Source organism: Streptomyces sp. NPDC002958 (genome assembly GCF_055563255.1).
Genome location: NZ_JBVHDS010000001.1, coordinates 424,836 through 441,188, shown reverse-complemented (window position 1 = coordinate 441,188; position 16,353 = coordinate 424,836). Strand labels below are relative to the sequence as shown.

General features: G+C 69.3%; 16 protein-coding genes and 4 pseudogenes. 9 read left to right on the top strand and 11 right to left on the bottom strand.

Annotated features, from left to right (window positions below; all coding sequences use genetic code 11):
* Positions 1-2: 2 nt before the first annotated feature.
* Both ACZ3IC_RS02100 and ACZ3IC_RS02095 read right to left on the bottom strand, forming a co-directional pair.
* The gene (locus ACZ3IC_RS02100) at positions 3-1,415 is read right to left on the bottom strand and encodes a metallophosphoesterase (RefSeq protein WP_467411627.1); all 1,413 of its coding nucleotides are present in this window, start codon (positions 1,413-1,415) and stop codon (positions 3-5) included.
* A gap of 30 nt (positions 1,416-1,445) precedes the next feature.
* Positions 1,446-1,691 (bottom strand): SCO4848 family membrane protein, encoded by a 246-nt coding sequence (locus ACZ3IC_RS02095; RefSeq protein WP_384452198.1) that lies wholly within the window; start codon positions 1,689-1,691, stop codon positions 1,446-1,448.
* 121 nt (positions 1,692-1,812) lie between these two features.
* Here ACZ3IC_RS02095 and ACZ3IC_RS02090 point away from each other — a divergent pair, with 121 nt between their 5' ends.
* A complete protein-coding gene (locus tag ACZ3IC_RS02090; protein WP_467411625.1) occupies positions 1,813-3,066 on the top strand; it encodes a D-alanyl-D-alanine carboxypeptidase family protein in 1,254 nt (417 codons plus the stop codon).
* On the opposite strand, the gene ACZ3IC_RS02085 is transcribed toward ACZ3IC_RS02090, so the two are convergent.
* Positions 3,014-3,943: a YihY/virulence factor BrkB family protein gene (locus ACZ3IC_RS02085; protein WP_467411623.1), complete on the bottom strand. Its 930-nt coding sequence runs from the start codon at positions 3,941-3,943 to the stop codon at positions 3,014-3,016. The two genes, ACZ3IC_RS02090 and ACZ3IC_RS02085, sit on opposite strands and share 53 nt — an antisense overlap.
* A gap of 141 nt (positions 3,944-4,084) precedes the next feature.
* Here ACZ3IC_RS02085 and ACZ3IC_RS02080 point away from each other — a divergent pair, with 141 nt between their 5' ends.
* The 3 genes and pseudogenes from ACZ3IC_RS02080 to ACZ3IC_RS02070 all read left to right on the top strand — a co-directional run.
* Positions 4,085-5,434, top strand: a complete 1,350-nt coding sequence (locus tag ACZ3IC_RS02080; protein ID WP_467411622.1) for an FAD-binding protein — start codon at positions 4,085-4,087, stop codon at positions 5,432-5,434.
* A 60-nt stretch (positions 5,435-5,494) separates the two neighbouring features.
* Positions 5,495-6,067: pseudogene (locus ACZ3IC_RS02075) on the top strand (SDR family NAD(P)-dependent oxidoreductase); the annotation flags it as partial.
* Between the two features lie 147 nt (positions 6,068-6,214).
* Positions 6,215-6,400 (top strand): annotated as a pseudogene (locus ACZ3IC_RS02070) (decaprenylphospho-beta-D-erythro-pentofuranosid-2-ulose 2-reductase); the annotation flags it as partial.
* 92 nt (positions 6,401-6,492) lie between these two features.
* On the opposite strand, the gene ACZ3IC_RS02065 reads toward ACZ3IC_RS02070, so the two are convergent.
* Positions 6,493-7,083, bottom strand: a complete 591-nt coding sequence (locus ACZ3IC_RS02065; protein ID WP_467411620.1) for a 2'-5' RNA ligase family protein — start codon at positions 7,081-7,083, stop codon at positions 6,493-6,495.
* 110 nt (positions 7,084-7,193) lie between these two features.
* Entirely contained in the window at positions 7,194-8,207 is a 1,014-nt protein-coding gene (trpS, locus tag ACZ3IC_RS02060; RefSeq protein ID WP_467411618.1) for a tryptophan--tRNA ligase, read from the bottom strand.
* Between the two features lie 273 nt (positions 8,208-8,480).
* Here trpS and rocD point away from each other — a divergent pair, with 273 nt between their 5' ends.
* Positions 8,481-9,686, top strand: a complete 1,206-nt coding sequence (gene rocD / locus ACZ3IC_RS02055; RefSeq protein ID WP_467411617.1) for an ornithine--oxo-acid transaminase — start codon at positions 8,481-8,483, stop codon at positions 9,684-9,686.
* Positions 9,687-9,730: 44 nt separating this feature from the next.
* Here the strand turns inward: rocD and ACZ3IC_RS02050 are convergent, their stop codons facing one another.
* Together ACZ3IC_RS02050 and ACZ3IC_RS02045 are read right to left on the bottom strand one after the other, a co-directional pair.
* Positions 9,731-10,936 carry a glutathionylspermidine synthase family protein gene (locus ACZ3IC_RS02050; protein WP_467411616.1) on the bottom strand — a complete coding sequence of 402 codons (1,206 nt, stop codon included), beginning with the start codon at positions 10,934-10,936 and terminating at the stop codon, positions 9,731-9,733.
* Between the two features lie 6 nt (positions 10,937-10,942).
* Positions 10,943-11,248, bottom strand: a complete 306-nt coding sequence (locus tag ACZ3IC_RS02045) for a hypothetical protein (RefSeq protein ID WP_467411613.1) — start codon at positions 11,246-11,248, stop codon at positions 10,943-10,945.
* Positions 11,249-11,715: 467 nt separating this feature from the next.
* Between ACZ3IC_RS02045 and ACZ3IC_RS02040 the strand changes: the two genes are divergently transcribed.
* The 3 genes from ACZ3IC_RS02040 (at position 11,716) to ACZ3IC_RS02030 (ending at position 13,467) form a co-directional block, all read left to right on the top strand.
* Positions 11,716-12,006: a hypothetical protein gene (locus tag ACZ3IC_RS02040; protein WP_467411612.1), complete on the top strand. Its 291-nt coding sequence runs from the start codon at positions 11,716-11,718 to the stop codon at positions 12,004-12,006.
* Between the two features lie 145 nt (positions 12,007-12,151).
* A complete protein-coding gene (locus ACZ3IC_RS02035; protein WP_467411611.1) occupies positions 12,152-12,664 on the top strand; it encodes a carboxymuconolactone decarboxylase family protein in 513 nt (170 codons plus the stop codon).
* 56 nt (positions 12,665-12,720) lie between these two features.
* Positions 12,721-13,467 (top strand): isocitrate lyase/PEP mutase family protein, encoded by a 747-nt coding sequence (locus tag ACZ3IC_RS02030; RefSeq protein ID WP_467411610.1) that lies wholly within the window; start codon positions 12,721-12,723, stop codon positions 13,465-13,467.
* A 49-nt stretch (positions 13,468-13,516) separates the two neighbouring features.
* On the opposite strand, the gene ACZ3IC_RS02025 is transcribed toward ACZ3IC_RS02030, so the two are convergent.
* The 3 genes and pseudogenes from ACZ3IC_RS02025 to ACZ3IC_RS02015 form a co-directional block, all read right to left on the bottom strand.
* On the bottom strand, positions 13,517-13,789 hold the full coding sequence (locus tag ACZ3IC_RS02025; protein WP_467412150.1) for a hypothetical protein: 273 nt from the start codon (positions 13,787-13,789) through the stop codon (positions 13,517-13,519).
* Positions 13,779-14,186: pseudogene (locus tag ACZ3IC_RS02020) on the bottom strand (recombinase family protein); the annotation flags it as partial. The pseudogene ACZ3IC_RS02020 and the gene ACZ3IC_RS02025, both read right to left, overlap by 11 nt.
* 185 nt (positions 14,187-14,371) lie before the next feature.
* A complete protein-coding gene (locus ACZ3IC_RS02015; RefSeq protein WP_467411608.1) occupies positions 14,372-15,010 on the bottom strand; it encodes a hypothetical protein in 639 nt (212 codons plus the stop codon).
* Positions 15,011-15,117: 107 nt separating this feature from the next.
* Here ACZ3IC_RS02015 and ACZ3IC_RS02010 point away from each other — a divergent pair, with 107 nt between their 5' ends.
* Complete coding sequence (locus tag ACZ3IC_RS02010; RefSeq protein ID WP_467411607.1) at positions 15,118-15,738, top strand: hypothetical protein; 621 nt, start codon at positions 15,118-15,120, stop codon at positions 15,736-15,738.
* 49 nt (positions 15,739-15,787) lie between these two features.
* Here the strand turns inward: ACZ3IC_RS02010 and ACZ3IC_RS02005 are convergent.
* Positions 15,788-16,219: pseudogene (locus tag ACZ3IC_RS02005) on the bottom strand (Tn3 family transposase); the annotation flags it as partial.
* Positions 16,220-16,353: the final 134 nt, after the last annotated feature.

The window sequence follows — 16,353 nt, the reverse complement described above, 5'->3', positions numbered from 1 at the left end:
GGTCAGGCCTGCCGGGAGGCGAGTTCCACGACGGTGATGTCGGAGGGTGCGCCGACCCGTACGGGCGGCCCCCAGGCGCCCGCGCCGCGCGAGACGTAGAGCTGGGTGTCGCCGTAGCGGTCGAGCCCGGCGACCGTGGGATTGGCCAGCCCGGCGATGAAGTTGCCCGGCCAGAGCTGCCCCCCGTGGGTGTGGCCGGAGAGCTGGAGGTCCACGCCGTGGGCGACGGCGTCGTGGATGACGACGGGCTGGTGGGCGAGGAGGACGGCGGCGCGGGTACGGTCCCGGTCACCGAGCGCGCGAGCGAAGTCGGGCCCCTGCCCCTCGCTCTCCCCGGCGATGTCGTTGACGCCCGCCAGATCGAATCCGTCGATCTCGACCCGGGCATTCTCCAAGGGGTGAAGCCCCAATTCCCGTACTTGATCAACCCATTGGGCGGCCCCGGAGTAGTACTCGTGATTGCCTGTGACGAAGAAGCTGCCGTGACGGGCATTCAGCCGCGCGAGCGGCTGGGCGGCCGGGCCGAGGTCGGCGACGGTTCCGTCGACGAGGTCCCCGACGACGGCGACCAGATCCGGCTGGGTCCGGTTGATGGTGTCGACGATCCGCTGGGTGTGGGCGCGGCCGAGAACCGGGCCGAGATGGATGTCGCTGACGACAGCGATCCGGAAGCCGTGCGCGGAGCGGGGCAGTTTGGCGAGCGGGACGGTGATCCGCTCGACCCGCGGCCCGCGCAGGACACCGTACGTGCCGTAACCGACCGTGCCGAGCCCGGCGACGGCGGCGGCGCCCCCGACGGCCCGCGCGACGAACAGGCGGCGCGTGGGGGCGGCGGGGCGGGGCGGGGCAGTGGCTTCAGCCACGAGAGTGCCGGCGCTGGAGGTACCGGCGGCAGAGGCGCCGATGGCAGAGGTACCGCCGGTGGAGGCATCGGCGGTGAGGACATCGTTGCCGGAAAGCTTCACCGCGGGCGCTTCCGCAACCGGGGACAGACCCGGGGTATTCGCCCCATATTGTCGATCCGCACCGCTTGCGCCGCCCGTCGACGCCGCGCCGACGCCCGCACCCTCCACACTTTCAGCGCGGCCCGCGCGACGCGCGAGCGCCCGTCGCAGAATCGGCCGCACCGCCTCCCCCACCAGCAGGGCCAGCGTCAGATACAGCAGCGCGGCCAGCCACAGGTAGCCCGGCCAGGCCAGCATCCGCTGGAGCCAGAAGGGCGCACCCGTGCGGCCGGAGACCAGAGCGCCGATGCTCAGCAGCGGCAGAAGGTACGCGGCCACCGTGCCGGTCCGGCGCAGGAAGCTGCCCTCGGCCGTCGTGTCACCGACGAAGCGGCGCCACAGATAGCGGTGCACGCCGGCGAGCAGCGCGAGCACCACGACCGCCGTCAGTGCGAAACCGGCCACTGCCACGTGCGCTCCCCCCACCCTTCGTACGGCCTGTTATGCACGTTCGCGACGCAGGGCCCTGACCCCGCGGAACCCGATCACACCAACCGCCGTCCCCAGGAGAAAGGACGTGATGGCGAGCAGCAGATGCACCCAGAAGTACGCAGTCGGGTCACCCGCGTCGTCGAAGGCGAGTCCACTGCCGTCCTTCCATAGGTTTTTGACGAAAGTGACCCAGATGAACCAGCTCCACACCCCGAAAGCGAGCAGGAACCAGGAGACGGGGCGGCTGAGCTTCATGGATCCAGTATCGCCGCCGCGCTCCGACGGACACGCCCGGGGTGGGCTGTCCCGGCGGTACGCACGGCGGGTCAAGCCGTTCGTATCCACATCCACACCTTTGCCCTGTACGTTGCCGACCGTGCCTGCTCTGAAGAAGATCGCATTGACGGTCGCATCTGCCGCCTTGTTGTCCACTTTTGTCGCCAGTCCGGCATCGGCGGTCGACAAGCACACTTCCGACAACCGGCCGAAACCACCCTCCGGTATGTCCCAGGTCGGTGGCGAACTGCTGGGCCGGACCGGTACGCAGGTCAAGCTGGGGGCCGGTGCGCCGGTACTGCCCAAGGACCTCACGGGCAGGTCCTGGATCGTCGCGGACGCGGAGAACGGCCAGGTCCTCGCCGCGCACAACCCGCACTGGCGGCTGCCCCCCGCCTCCACCCTGAAGATGCTCTTCGCGGACACCGTGATGCCCGGGCTCCAGCCGAAGACCCGTACGTACACGGTGCAGAAGAAGGATCTCGCGGATCTCGGCGAGGGCAGCAGCCTGGTCGGCATCAAGGAAGACCTCAGTTACACGGTCCACGACCTGTGGCTCGGGGTGTTCCTGCGTTCGGGCAATGACGCGGTGCATGTGCTGTCCGAGATGTACGGGGGTGTCCCCAAGACCGTCGCCGACATGCAGGCGCACGCCGAGGAGTTGCAGGCACTCGACACGAAGGTGGTGTCGCCCGACGGATACGACGCGCCCGATCAGGTCTCCAGCGCGTACGACCTGACGCTCTTCGCCCGCAGCGGGCTGCAGAAGGCTGACTTCCGGGAGTACTGCTCGACGGCCACGGCCGAGTTCCCCGGCGCAGAGAAAGACGGGAAGCGCGAGAGCTTCGCCATCCAGAACACCAACCGGCTGCTCACCGGTGCGGACGGCGTCGACCCGTACAAGGGCGTCGCGGGCGTCAAGAACGGCTACACCACGCACGCGGGCAACACCTTCACCGGTGTCGCCGAACGTGACGGCAAGGTGCTGCTCGTCACCGTCATGAACCCGTCGTCCAAGAAGCTCAACGCCGTCTACAAGGAGGCCGCGAGCCTCTTCGACTGGGGCTTCGACGCGAGCGGCAAAGTAACCCCGGTCGGCGAGCTGGTACCCCCGAAGTCCGCCGACACAGGAACCGGGACCGGGAAGGGTCCCGCGGCGGCACAAGGGAAGAGCGAGGGCAGGAACGGCCCCTCGCACACCGCCGAGGCCGCTGCCGACAACGGGGGCGGCGGGGGCGTCGGGGTCGCGCTGGGGATCGCCGGAGGCGTCCTGGTGCTGCTGGCCGGCGGGGTGTTCCTGGTCAACCGGCGCTGGCCGCTGCCGGACCTGATGCGCCGCCTTCCTCGTCGCTGACGGCCGCGGAGTCCTTCTCAATGTCCTTGCCGTTCTGCGTCGCCGTCCAGGCGGCGCAGAACAGCAGCAGCCTTGCCGTGAAGTTGATCCACAGCAGCAGCGCGATCGGCACCCCGAAGGCGCCGTACATGCTTTTCGACGCAACGTCCTTCATATAGCTGCCGAGCAGCAGCTTGAGCAGCTCGAAGCCGACCGCTCCGATCACCCCGGCGACCAGCAGCCTGCGCCGCGGGGGTTCGACGCCGGGCAGCAGCGTCAGCAGATAGAGCAGCAGCAGGAAGTCGGCGAGGGCCGCCACGACCATCGCCGCCACCTGCAGCACCACACCACCCGCGCCGCGGTCCGAGATGCCCAGCAGACCGGCGGTCCAGCCGACGGCGACGGAGCCGGCCGAGGAAACGACGAGAGTCGCCAGCGCCGCCCCGCCGAGACCGAACAGCAGCCCGGCGTCCTTGAGTTTACGGATGACCGGATTGCCCTGATCGATGTCGTCCATGCCCCAGACGGCGCGCAGACAGTCCCGCATCGCACCGATCCACCCGATGCCGGTGAAGAGCAGCACCGCACCGGCGACCAACCCGACCGTGCCCGCGTGGGCCACCAGATCGCTGATGCCGAGCTGGTCGGAGATGCCCGGCACCTGCTCGGCGATCTTGTTCTCGATCTTGTTGAGCTGCTCGGCGGAGAGCAGCGCGGCACCGATCGCCGCACCGAGCGCGATCAGTGGGAAGAGTGCCAGGAAGCTGATGAAGGTGATCGCGGCGGCGAGCCTGGTCCAGTGGACCCGTTCCAGCGTTTCGTACGAGCGCCAGGCGTGCGTCGCCATCAGCCGGGAGACGATCGGCCCGATGACAGGGAGGTTTTTCAGCCAGTCCATGACGATACGACTACCCTCCCGGCACCGAAAACCGGCATCCCCTTCACTGCTGTACGGGTTGACACTTCTTCAATCACCCATATCAGTGAGTGTTGTAACAAATCCCTCGAAAGGGTTTTCTCGGGCGATACGGTCACCATCATGTCTGTCGACACCGTGTCCCTGACCGGCTGGGGCCGTACCGCCCCGACGACCGCTCTGCGCTTTCGCCCCCGTTCGTACGAGGAGGCGGCCGCGACCGTACGCGGCTGCGGACCCCGCGGCTCCATCGCCCGGGGCCTCGGCCGGGCCCACGGCGACGCGGCACAGAACGCGGGCGGCTCCGTCCTCGACATGACCGCACTGAACCGGATCCGCACCATCGACGCCGGAAGCGGCCTGGTGGTCTGCGACGCCGGAGTCAGCCTGCACCGGCTGATGGAAGTACTACTGCCGCTGGGCTGGTTCGTCCCCGTCACACCGACCACCCGCTATGTCACCGTGGGCGGCGCGATCGGCGCCGACATCCACGGCCACAACCATCACTTCTCCGGCTCCTTCTCCCGGCACGTTCAGGAGCTGGAGCTGCTGACCGCCGAGGGCGGGATCCGTACGGTCCGGCCCGGCACCGATCTCTTCGACGCGACCGCGGGCGGGCTGGGTCTGACGGGTGTGATCCTCTCGGCCACGATTCGGCTCCACCACGTCACCAGCTCCTGGATGTCGGTCGACACCGAGCGGGCCGTCGACCTGGACGACCTGCTGGCCAGGCTCTCCGCCGGAGACCATCGCTACCGCTACTCGGCCGCCTGGATCGATCTCCTCGCCCGGGGCCGGGCGACGGGGCGCTCCGTACTCACCCGGGGGGAGCACCTACCCCGGTACGCGCTCCCGGCGCGCGCCCGGCGCACACCGCTGGCGTTCCGCCCGGGACAACTGCCGGCCGCACCCGCCCTCGTACCGGAAGGGCGGCTCGGCCGTACCTCCGTCGCCCTCTTCAACGAGCTCCGGTACCGCAGCGCCCCCAAGTACCGCATCGGCGAACACCAGAAGCTGTCCACGTTCTTCCACCCCCTGGACGGCCTGCCGCACAGGAACCGGGCCCCCGGCCGCCGCGGATCCGTGCGGTACCAGTTCGTCGTCGGGCACGGCCAGGAGGAGGCGCTGCGCAGGATCGTGCACCGGATCTCGCAGCGGCACTGCCCGTCGTTCCTCGCCGTGCTCAAACGGTTCGGCGCGGGCGACCCGGGCTGGCTGTCGTTCCCGATGCCCGGCTGGACGCTCGCCCTGGACCTGCCGGCCACCCTGCCGGGCCTGGCCGGGTTCCTGGACTCGCTGGACGAGGAAGTGGCGGGGGCCGGCGGCCGGGTCTGCCTGGCGAAGGACTCCCGGCTGCGGCCGGAGATGCTGGCCGCGATGTACCCGCGGCTGGCCGAATTCCGGTCGCTGCGCGCCGAGCTGGACCCGAACGGAGCGTTCCGCTCGGATCTGTCGCGCCGTCTGTCGCTCTGACCGCCGCGGTTTTCCGCCCCCGCCCGCTCTCACCCGCCCTCATCTGCAAGGAGTGTTTCCGTGAAGGACGCCTTCGGTGCCCCGCAGTCCCTGCTCGTTCTCGGTGGCACATCGGAGATCGCTCTCGCCACGGCACGCCGGCTGATCGCACGCCGTACCCGTACGGTCTGGCTGGCCGGTCGCCCCTCCCCCGCACTCGACTCGGCCGCCGCCGAACTCCGCGCGCGTGGCGCCGACGTCCGTACGGTCGACTTCGACGCCCTCGACTCCGAGTCCCACGAGACCGCCCTCGGCAAGGTCTTCACCGAGGGCGACATCGACATGGTGCTCCTCGCCTTCGGCATCGCGGGCGACCAGGAACGTGACGAGGAGGAGCCGCTCTCCGCGGTCCGGGTCGCCCAGACCAACTACACGGGGGCCGTCTCCGCCGGGCTGGTGTGCGCCGGCGCACTCCAGGCACAGGGGCACGGATCGCTGGTGGTGCTTTCCTCGGTGGCGGGCGAACGCGCCCGCCGGGCCGACTTCATCTACGGGTCCAGCAAGGCGGGCCTGGACGCGTTCGCGCAGGGGCTGGGTGACGCGCTGCACGGCACGGGGGTGCATGTGATGGTCGTACGCCCCGGGGTCGTACGACCGGAAACGACGGCCCGACCCGCGACGGCCCGGCACGCCACGCCACGGCACGGCACGGCACGGTTCACTGCGGCACGGTTCACTGCGGCACGGTTCACTGCGGCACGGTTCACTGCGGCACGGTTCACTGCGGCACGGTTCACTGCGGCACGGTTCACTGCGGGCCCCCTGGAGGAGTCGCCTCTCGCGACGACTCCGGATGCCGTCGCGGAGGCGATCGTGACCGGATTGCGGCGGCGTTCGGAGACGGTGTGGGTGCCCGGGTCACTGCGCGCAGTGATGTCGGCACTGCGGCATGTACCGCGCCCGCTGTTCCGGCGCCTGCCGGTCTGAGCCCCCGGCGCCGGGGGCTCAGCGAGCGAAAGGGGCTCTCGGAGCGCTCGGAGCGCTCGGAGGGCCTGGAGGGCCTGGAGGGCCTGGAGCGCTCAGGGCTGGAGAGAGGGCTCGTCCACGGAGGAACCGCCCTGCGCGGGCACGGCGGGCGCGCCGCCCCCGGCACCGAACGGGAACTCATTGATCTTGCGCCAGACGCTGTCCGAACCCTGCTCGTACAGCGCGAAGGAACCACAGGTCCAGGCGGCCTCGTAGCCGGAGAGCTCCTCGTACGCCCGGTCCATCGCCTGCTCGGCAATGTCGTGCGCCACGGTCACATGCGGGTGGTACGGGAACTGGAGCTCGCGCACCAGCGGCCCGGAGGCGTCCCGGACCCGCTTCTGCAGCCATGCGCAGGCCGACGCCCCTTCGACGACCTGGACGAAGACGACCGGCGAGAGGGGACGGAAGGTCCCCGTGCCGGACAGCCGCATCGGGAAGGGGCGGCCGCCCGTCGCGATCTGGGCGAGATGCGCCTCGATCGCGGGCAGGTCGGCCGCCTCGGCCTCGGTCGGCGGGAGAAGGGTGACGTGGGTGGGAATGCCATACGCGGCAGGATCCCCGAAGCTCGCGCGCCGCTCCTGGAGCAGGCTGCCGTAGGGCTCCGGGACCGCGATCGAAACGCCGAGCGTTACGGTCCCCACGTCGTTCTCCCATCCTCGATGGCCGATGGCCTGTTCTCGGCCATCCACCAGGTCAACATCCCGCCGCCAGTGTGACCCCTGCGGCCGCGAAGCCGCCAGGGTCCTTGGCCTCAGTGCTTCGCGGGCAGAAAGCCCATCCGGTCGTACGTCCGGGCCAGGGTCTCGGCCGCGACGGCACGGGCCTTCTCCGCTCCCTTGGCCAGGATCGAGTCCAGCGTCTCCGGGTCGTCCAGGTATTCCTGGGTGCGGGTGCGGAACGGTGTGACGAAGTCGACCATGACCTCGGCGAGGTCGGTCTTGAGCGCACCGTAGCCCTTGCCCTCGTACTTCTGCTCCAGTTCCGCGATACCGGTTTCGGTCAGCGTGGAGTAAATGGTCAGCAGGTTGCTGACACCCGGCTTCTCCGCCCGGTCGAAGCGGATGACCGTGTCGGTGTCGGTGACCGCGCTCTTGACCTTCTTGGCGGTGGCCTTCGGCTCGTCGAGAAGGTTGATCAGGCCCTTCGGGGTGGCCGCCGACTTGCTCATCTTCGACGACGGGTCCTGAAGGTCGTAGATCTTCGCCGTCTCCTTGAGGATGTACGGGTCCGGCACCGTGAACGTGTCGCCGTAGCTGCCGTTGAACCGCTCGGCGAGGTTACGGGTCAGCTCCAGGTGCTGGCGCTGGTCCTCGCCGACCGGGACCTGGTCGGCCTGGTACAGCAGGATGTCGGCGACCATCAGCATCGGGTACGTGAAGAGACCGACCGTGGTGCGGTCGGCGCCCTGCTTGGCGGACTTGTCCTTGAACTGCGTCATGCGGGACGCCTCGCCGAAGCCGGTGAGGCAGTTCATGATCCAGCCGAGCTGGGCGTGCTCGGGGACATGGCTCTGGACGAAGAGCGTGCAGTGCTCCGGGTCGAGACCGGCGGCGAGGAGCTGGGCGACGGCGAGCCGGGTGTTCGCGCGCAGCTGTGCGGGGTCCTGCGGAATGGTGATCGCGTGCAGGTCCACGACCATGTAGAAGGCGTCATGGGATTCCTGCAGCGCCACCCACTGGCGGACCGCACCGAGGTAGTTGCCGAGGTGGAACGAGCCTGCGGTGGGCTGGATTCCGGAGAGCACGCGGGGGCGTTCAGAGGCCATGAAACCCATTGTCTCAGGTATGGAACCGATCTCCGGCAGCCGGTGGGAAAGGTGTCCGGACCCGGGACGCGCACCGTCGCGACTGAGACGAGGAACACAGCCGGACCGGCGGGGACGGCTGCGGACGGTGGACGGGCGGGGATGGCTGCGGACGGCCGACGGGCGACGGGCGACGGGCGCGCCGTGAATCCAAGGTTTCCTCGCCAGGGTTCCGACCGACGATACAAAGTGGGCACCACCCTCCGCCCACGCCGCACGACGAACGGAGATCCCGTGTCAACCACGGAAACTGCCATCGCCTCCGCCGAGGCGCACAGCGCGCACAACTACCATCCGCTGCCCGTCGTCGTCGCTTCGGCGGACGGAGCCTGGATGACCGATGTCGAGGGCCGGCGCTACCTCGACATGCTCGCCGGATATTCGGCGCTCAACTTCGGTCATGGCAACCGGCGCCTGCTCGACGCGGCCAGGGCGCAGCTGGATCGGGTGACCCTCACCTCGCGCGCCTTCTACCACGACCGGTTCGCCGATTTCTGTACCCAGCTCGCCGAATTGTGCGGCATGGAGGCGGTGTTGCCGATGAACACGGGGGCGGAGGCCGTGGAGACCGCGGTGAAGACCGCCCGCAAGTGGGGCTACCGGGTGAAGGGCGTCCCGGACGGCATGGCGAAGATCATCGTGGCCGCGAACAACTTTCACGGCCGGACGACGACGATCATCAGTTTTTCCACGGACCCGGAGGCGCGGGAGGACTTCGGTCCGTACACGCCGGGCTTCGAGATCGTGCCGTACGGGGATCTGACCGCGCTCGGGGAGGCGATGACCGAAAACACCGTGGCGGTGCTGCTGGAGCCGATCCAGGGCGAGGCCGGGGTGCTGGTGCCACCGCCCGGCTATCTCCCCCGGGTGCGTGAACTCACCCGGGAGCGGAATGTGCTGTTCATCGCGGACGAGATCCAGTCGGGCCTGGGCCGGACCGGGAAGACCTTCGCCTGTGAGCACGAGGGCGTCGTGCCGGACATGTATGTGCTCGGCAAGGCGCTGGGCGGCGGGGTGGTGCCGGTGTCGGCGGTGGTCTCGTCAAGGGACGTGCTCGGGGTGTACCGGCCCGGCGAGCACGGCTCGACGTTCGGCGGGAATCCCCTTGCCTGTGCGGTCGCGCTGGAGGTCATCGCGATGCTCCGTACCGGCGAATTCCAGCAGCGGGCAACCGAGTTGGGTGAACACCTCCACCAGGAGCTGGGGCTGCTGGTGGGTGGGGGCGCGGTGGAGGCGGTACGGGGCCGCGGGCTGTGGGCGGGAGTCGACATCGCCCCGAGCCACGGCACCGGTCGGCAGATCTCCGAGAAGCTGATGGACCGCCGGGTGCTGGTCAAGGACACCCACGGCTCGACGATCCGGATCGCCCCGCCGCTGGTGATCAGCAAGGAGGACCTGGACTGGGGGCTGGAGCAGATCCGCGGCGTGCTGCGCGGCTGAATCCCCATGAACGGGTCCCGGGGGCGGTCGACCCCCGCGACCCGTCAGAGGATGACGTGGGGCAGGAAGCGGGCATACTCGTCCGTCACCGGCCCCGCCGATTCGCGGATGCCGAGCCCGGCCGCCTCGTCCTCGACGACCCACGCCCCCAGCACCACCCGGTTGCCGTCGAAGTCCGGCAGCGGCGCCAGTTCCTGGTAGCAGCACGGCTCGTCGCGCAGCACCGCGGGGCTGCCCGGCTCGTGGATCGTGACCCCGGCGCCCTCACGGCCCAGCAGCGGCTTGGCCACGTATCCCCGGCCGCGGCCCCCGGAAGCCCCATCCTGCTTCGCGAGTTGGCGCGGGCCGTCGAGGTAGGAGGCGAGCAGGTTCGGGTGGCCGGGGTAGAGCTCCCAGAGGATCGCCAGGAGTGCCTTGTTGGAGAGGAGCATCTTCCAGGCGGGCTCGATCCAGCACGTGGTACCGGTGGAGCCGCCGTTGTCGAGGGTGTCCAGCACGTGCGGACCGAACCGGTCGGTCGCCAGCCACTCCCACGGGTACAGCTTGAAACAGCTGCGGATGAACCGCAGGCGTTCGTCCACGAACCGGCCCGTCAGCCGGTCCCAGCCGATCTGTTCCACGGAGAGCGCCTCCGTGTCGAGTCCGGCCTGTTCGGCGGTCTCCCGCAGATAGGCGACCGTCATCAGGTCCTCGCCGATCTCGTCGCCCTCGGAGTGCGCGAAGTGCAGCGGTCCGGGCGGCAGTAGTGTGGCCTGTCGGCGCCACGCCTCGACGAGGCGTTCGTGCAGGGAGTTCCACTGATCGGCGCCGGAGAAGCGGTCCTCCATCCAGAACCACTGGGCGCTCGCGGCCTCCACCAGGGAGGTGGGGGTGTCCGCGTTGTACTCCAGCATCTTCGCCGGCCCGGTCCCGTCGTAACACAGGTCGAACCTGCCGTAGATGGACGGGAGTTCGTCGCGGCGGTGCCAGGACTCGACGATCAGGTCCGCCAACCCGCGGTCGCTAACGCCGAGTTCGGCGAACCGGTCCCGCTCCACGATGTGCGCGGCGGCGGCCAGGCACATCGTGTGCAGTTCCTCGACGACCTCCTCCAGCGCCTCGACCTCGGGCAGCGAGAAGACGTAGTAGGCGCTCTCGTCCCAGTACGGGCGCAACGACCCATCGGGGTGGCGGGTGAGCGGGTAGACGACGCCCTGGCTTTCGACCGTCTCCTGCCAACCGGGGCGCGGCTGTGTGGTGCGGCGTTCCATGCCGGTTCAGCCGCCTCCGGTGCCCGAGCAGCCGAAGCCGCCGCGGTCGACCGCCGCCTTGTCGAAGCTGCCGCCCTCCACCTTGCCGTTCCTGCTCGAACCGCCGTAGTAGTACGAACCGCCGCCACTACCAGTGCTGCTGCCGCTCCCACTGCCACTGCCGCTCTTGCATTTGTAGCTGGGCAGCTCCTTGTGGGTCAGCGGGTCGACACACCGCTTGTCCGGTTCCGAACCGCAGGAGGTGATCATCGCCGCGAGCACCCCCATGCCACCGAGCACCACCGTGCTCGACCTCAGCTTGCGTATGGCCATGCTTCCGTCTCCCCCGTCGTGTGGATCAAGCCAGTGCGGCCATTCGTCAGATTAGAGGGCCACTGATTGCGGCGGAAAGTGGGTGCGCCAAACGTCCACAAGCAGAGCCCCTTTGCACTCTTCGGCATGATCTGCGCCCTCGGCGCCGCCGTCTGTTTCGGTACGGCCTCCGTCCTCCCGGCGGTCGCCTCGCGGGCCGCTGCCGAGCCGGGGTCTCGGTCGCAACACGTGATCCATACGCGGCCACAGCGCCCGACACCACACAAAGACGGGCAAGGACTTCCCATCCAGCGGGACGTGAACCACCCACGAGACCGCTTCCCGTGGCCGGCCACCTGGATCCGTGATTCGCCCTGGTGAATCGCCACCAATCAACACGGTGACGCTTCGCATTCATTTAGTTACTCGTGGTGATCTATGGTGGTGAGGGGCGCACCCGGCGCCCCCACGCTCAACAGGAGACCTCTATGCGTCGCACCCTGGCCACGCTCGGCACCCTTGCCGCCGCGGCAATGCTCTCCCTGGCAGTCACCCAGTCGGCCAGCGCCGCCCAAGGAGACCTGGTCGTCAACGGAATGGTTCACAGCAACCCCTCCGGGTGCTACTCCTCCGACCGTTGGCCGCTCAGCGTCGTAAACCGGACCGACGAACCAGTGCTGATCTTCGCATCGCAAGACTGCTCCGGCCAGATCATCGAAATCGTCCCGCCGGGGAACTCGCGCGTATCGGAGTTCGGTGGCAGCGTCTACGTTCGCTGACCCTGCTGAGCGATCTTCCCCATCTTGCCCCCCGGCAGCCTTCATTGGCCGCCGGGGCTTTCCATCCGTGATCCAGCGGGGCGCCCCCTCGCCAGATCACGGATGGACCTTACCGATGCGCCATCCACGGCATAGCGTCTTACCCATGACGACGAACGAGCACAGCCACCCGGCCTCCGCACTCAACCCCGAGCACACTCCCCGTATGCGCTGGGCCGAGCTGGCCCCCGATGTCTACAAGGCCATGGTCCGGCTGTCCGCGGCGTCCCGTAAGGGCCTCGACCCGGTCCTGGCGGAGCTCGTGAAGATCCGCTCCTCTCAGCTCAACCACTGCGCGTTCTGCCTCGACATGCACACCAAGGACGCGCTCGCGGCGGGCGAGTCCATCGAGCGGATCGTCCAGCTCAGCGCGTGGGAGGAGTCGCAGCACTTCTACACGCCCAAGGAGATCGCGGCCATCGAGCTGACCGAGGCGGTGACCGTGCTGACCGACGGTTTCGTGCCGGACGAGGTGTGGGAGAAGGCTGCCAAGCACTTCGACGAGACCGAACTCGCCCACCTCATCGCCGCGATCACTACGATCAACGCCTGGAACCGGTTCGCCGTGACCACCCGCATGGTGCCCGGTCACTACACGCCGGGCGACATCAAGCACTGACCCGGCTCGCGCCACCCCGCCCGCCCCTGCGTCGGAACACTCTCGGGAGCCCCCCGATGACCGCATCCGTCCTCCGCGCCCTGCACCACGACCGCGCGCCCGGCGACCCCCTGGTCCTCCCCGGTCCGTGGGACGCGGCGAGCGCCCGTGTCTTCGCCGAGGCGGGCTTCTCGGCGCTCGCCACACCCAGCGCCGGGGTTGCGGCCTCGCTCGGTTACGAGGACGGGGCGACGCCCGCCGCCGAGATGTTCGCGGCCGTGGCCAGGATCGTGCGCGCCGTCCCGGCCACCGTCCCCGTCTCGGCGGACATCGAGTCGGGTTACGAGCTAGCGCCGGAGGAACTCGTGGAACGGCTCCTGGACACCGGGGCCGTCGGCTGCAACCTGGAGGACTCGGCCGACGGCACCCTCGTCGATGCCCAGCGGCAGGCGGACCGGCTGGCGGAGGTACGGGCGGTCGCCGGCGACCGACTCTTCATCAACGCCCGCGTCGACACCTACGTCCGCGGCGTTCCCGACGGCGTGGACCAGGAGGCGGAGACGGTTCGCCGCGCCCTGCTGTACGTGGCGGCGGGCGCGGACTGTGTCTACCCGATCGCGGCCCCGCCCGAGGCCCTCCCCCGGCTGGCCGCCGCCGTCCCGGCCCCGCTCAACGCTCTGGCCCAGCCGGACGGCCCGACCCCGCACCGGCTGGGAGAGCTGGGCGCCACCCGGATCACCTTCGGCCCCGGGCTGCAGCGCCGGGCCATGACGGCCGTACGCGAGATCGCCGACGAACTGCGGAAGGGGTACGGGTGTGAGTAGTTGAGGTACAGGAAATCCCGGTGAGAACGATCTTGCTGGGGTGGTCCGCCTACCTCGTACGGGCTTCGAGCTGGCGGGGGACTGTGCCTGCGCGCAGTTCGCGCAGGTCGGGGATGTGGTTGTAGAGGGTGCCCGGGGAGACGCCAAGGGGTTTGGCGATCGAGGTGATGGAGCGGCCAGGGTCGGGCAGCAGGTCGCGGGCGGCCTTGATGACTTCCTCGGTCGCAACGGTGGGGCGCCCGCCGACCCGGCCCGCGGGCGCGGGCGGCGGCCAGGCCCTCGTTGGTGCCGATGACGATGAGTTCGCGGATGAACTCCGCAAGGGCGGCGAAGACGTGGAAGACGAGCCGGCCGCCGGGGGTGGTGGTGTCCAGGTTCTCGTGCAGCGAGGTGAAGCCGATTCCTCGGTCGCGTAGCTCGGCGACCATGTTGATGAGGTCCTGGAGGCTGCGACCTTAGCGGTCGAGCGAGGGGACCACGAGGGTGTCGCCGGCGTCGAGGAAGGCGTGGCACGCCTTCAGTTCGGGGCGGAGGGCGTTCTTGCCGGACTTCTTGTCCGCGAAGATCTTCCGGCATCCGGCGGCGGCGAGGGCATCGAGCTGCCGTTCGAGCCTCTGCCCTCCGGTGGAGACCCGGGCATATCCGATCTTGATTTCGGTGCGGATGAGCGGCTCGGCGACGAGGAGGTCCGGCCCGTCGGCCGGTTCGAGGGCGGTCATGGCTCCGGAGCATGTCAGAAAACGGTGGTCTGAGGTTGTTGAACGGCCCTGATTTTTGAAGGGGTTTTTGAAGCTTCTGTGGGGTCCGGGTGGCCCTTCTGGGCGATCTTCAGAAAACGAACGTTTATTGACGCCTGCCCTCACATGCGATGGCCCCGACGTGCGGGCTGTGTCGGTGGTGAGGGCTAAGGTGCGCTGTCGTGGACGCTGATGATCTTGACTACCGGGCCCGAACCCTGACGGGCTGCATTCCTCCGCCGCTGGTGGCGCGGCTTCTCGAACTCGGTCATGAGCGGGAAGTGGAGTTCCAGGCCGGCCGCGGGGAGTGGTTCTGCGCGCTGGAGTGGGCCCGGCTGCTCGGGCATCGGGGCCAGCGCGAACAGGCGTTGGAGGTGCTCGCTCCGTACGTCGCCACGAACTGGTGGCAGGCGGCCCAAGCCCGGGCGGAGCTGCTGGAGGGCTGGGGCCGGGCGGAGGAGGCGATCGCGCTGTCCCGCCCGTGCGCGGAGGCCGGTGACCGGCTGGCGCTGGTCTTCTTCGCTCGCCTGCTGGCCCGCCACGGCCGCAGCGGCGAGGCGTTCATGCTGCTGCGCGCCGGGATCCAGGACTGGTTCCTCGCCGAGTGCCTGGTCCACGTCGCCGAAACGGCGGGCATGGACGAGGAAGCGGCGGTTCTGTTGGAGGGCCGGATGGAAGCGGCGGTCCCTGCCTGCAACGACCCGGACTGCGACAACCTCCGGATGGAACCGTCCAACGCCGTCGGCCTGCTCGCCACGATCAGGGAACGCCAGGGCCGGGTCGAGGATGCGATCGCCCTGCTGCACACCCGCGAGGTCACAACGGCCGTGACCAGCTGGCCGACCTGCTGGCCAGGCACGACCGGATCACGGAACTGCGTGCGTACGCAGCGTCCGAGTACCACGGGCACGCCGTGCAGCGCCTTGCCGAAGTGCTGGAGGAACGCGGCGACGTGGAAGGCGCGATCGCCGCCTACCGCATCTTCGGTGCCACGCCGTCCGGCATGCGGCAAGTGGCTGTACCACTGTCCGAGCTCCTCGTCCGGCACGGACGGAGCAACGAGGCGATCGAGGTGCTGCGCGCGCTCACCGAACACGACGCGGAGGACTGGCTCGTCCATACTCTTTGCACCCTGTACGCCGACCACGGCCGGTCCCGAGAGGGCCTGGCCCACCTCGATGCCATCAAGGCGCGAAGCGACGGCAAGGAGTACTGGGACCTCTTCCAAATGCGGCTTCCGCTCATGGCCGACTGCGGCCTGCTCGACGAAGCGATCGAGCAGGCGCGGGCGCACCCCGAGGGTGACACCTGGTACGCGGCCTGGGCCTTGTCGGACATGCTTGCCAAAGCCGGCCGCACCGAAGAAGCCGACGCAGTCCTCGCACAGCACCCGGCAGTCAACAGCTCTCTTCGTGCCGAGCGCCTTATCGACCTCGGCCGCATCCAAGACGCTGTACGACTCCTCCAGCAGGCGATAAGCAAACCGACCACACCCGCCTGGGACGGCGCCTACTCCACCGAACCGCCGTTCTGACAGCTCGGGCTGGTACGCGCTACCTCTCCACCGTACGTCGCGCGCCGGTTCAGTCGTTGCCCTCGTCGTCTTCGACGGCGTCCGGGTCCCGGAGAGGGCGCAGGCCCTGGCCGGGACCGCTGGCCTTGATGTTGAACAGGTAGCGGCCCAGGAAGTTGATGTGCCGGTCCTTGAGCGGGGAGAGGCGGGCGACGTCCTCGTCCTTGATGTCGTGGCCCTCGGCGCGGAGCTGTGCGACGGCGGCGTCCAGGTAGCGGGTGTTCCACAGGACCACGGCGTTGAGGACCAGGCCGAGAGCTGCGAGCTGGTCCTCCTGGCCCTCGCGGTACGCCTGGCGGATCTGGCCTCGACCGCCGTGGCAGATCGCGCGGGCCAGGCGATGCCGGGACCCCTGCACGGTGAGCTGCCGGTTCATCAGCCGACGGTAGGTGTCGTCGACCGGGTCGACCAGGGCAAGCAGGTGCATGGTCTTGTCGATCCGACGAGCAGCGAACCAACGGGGAGGCGCCGACGTGGACCCGGGACTGATCACCCCGGCCCGGGGACTGCTGGCCGGGGCACCGACCGGCCACCTCACCCACCAGGCACGCGTACGCGACCGGTAGCCTGGCCGTG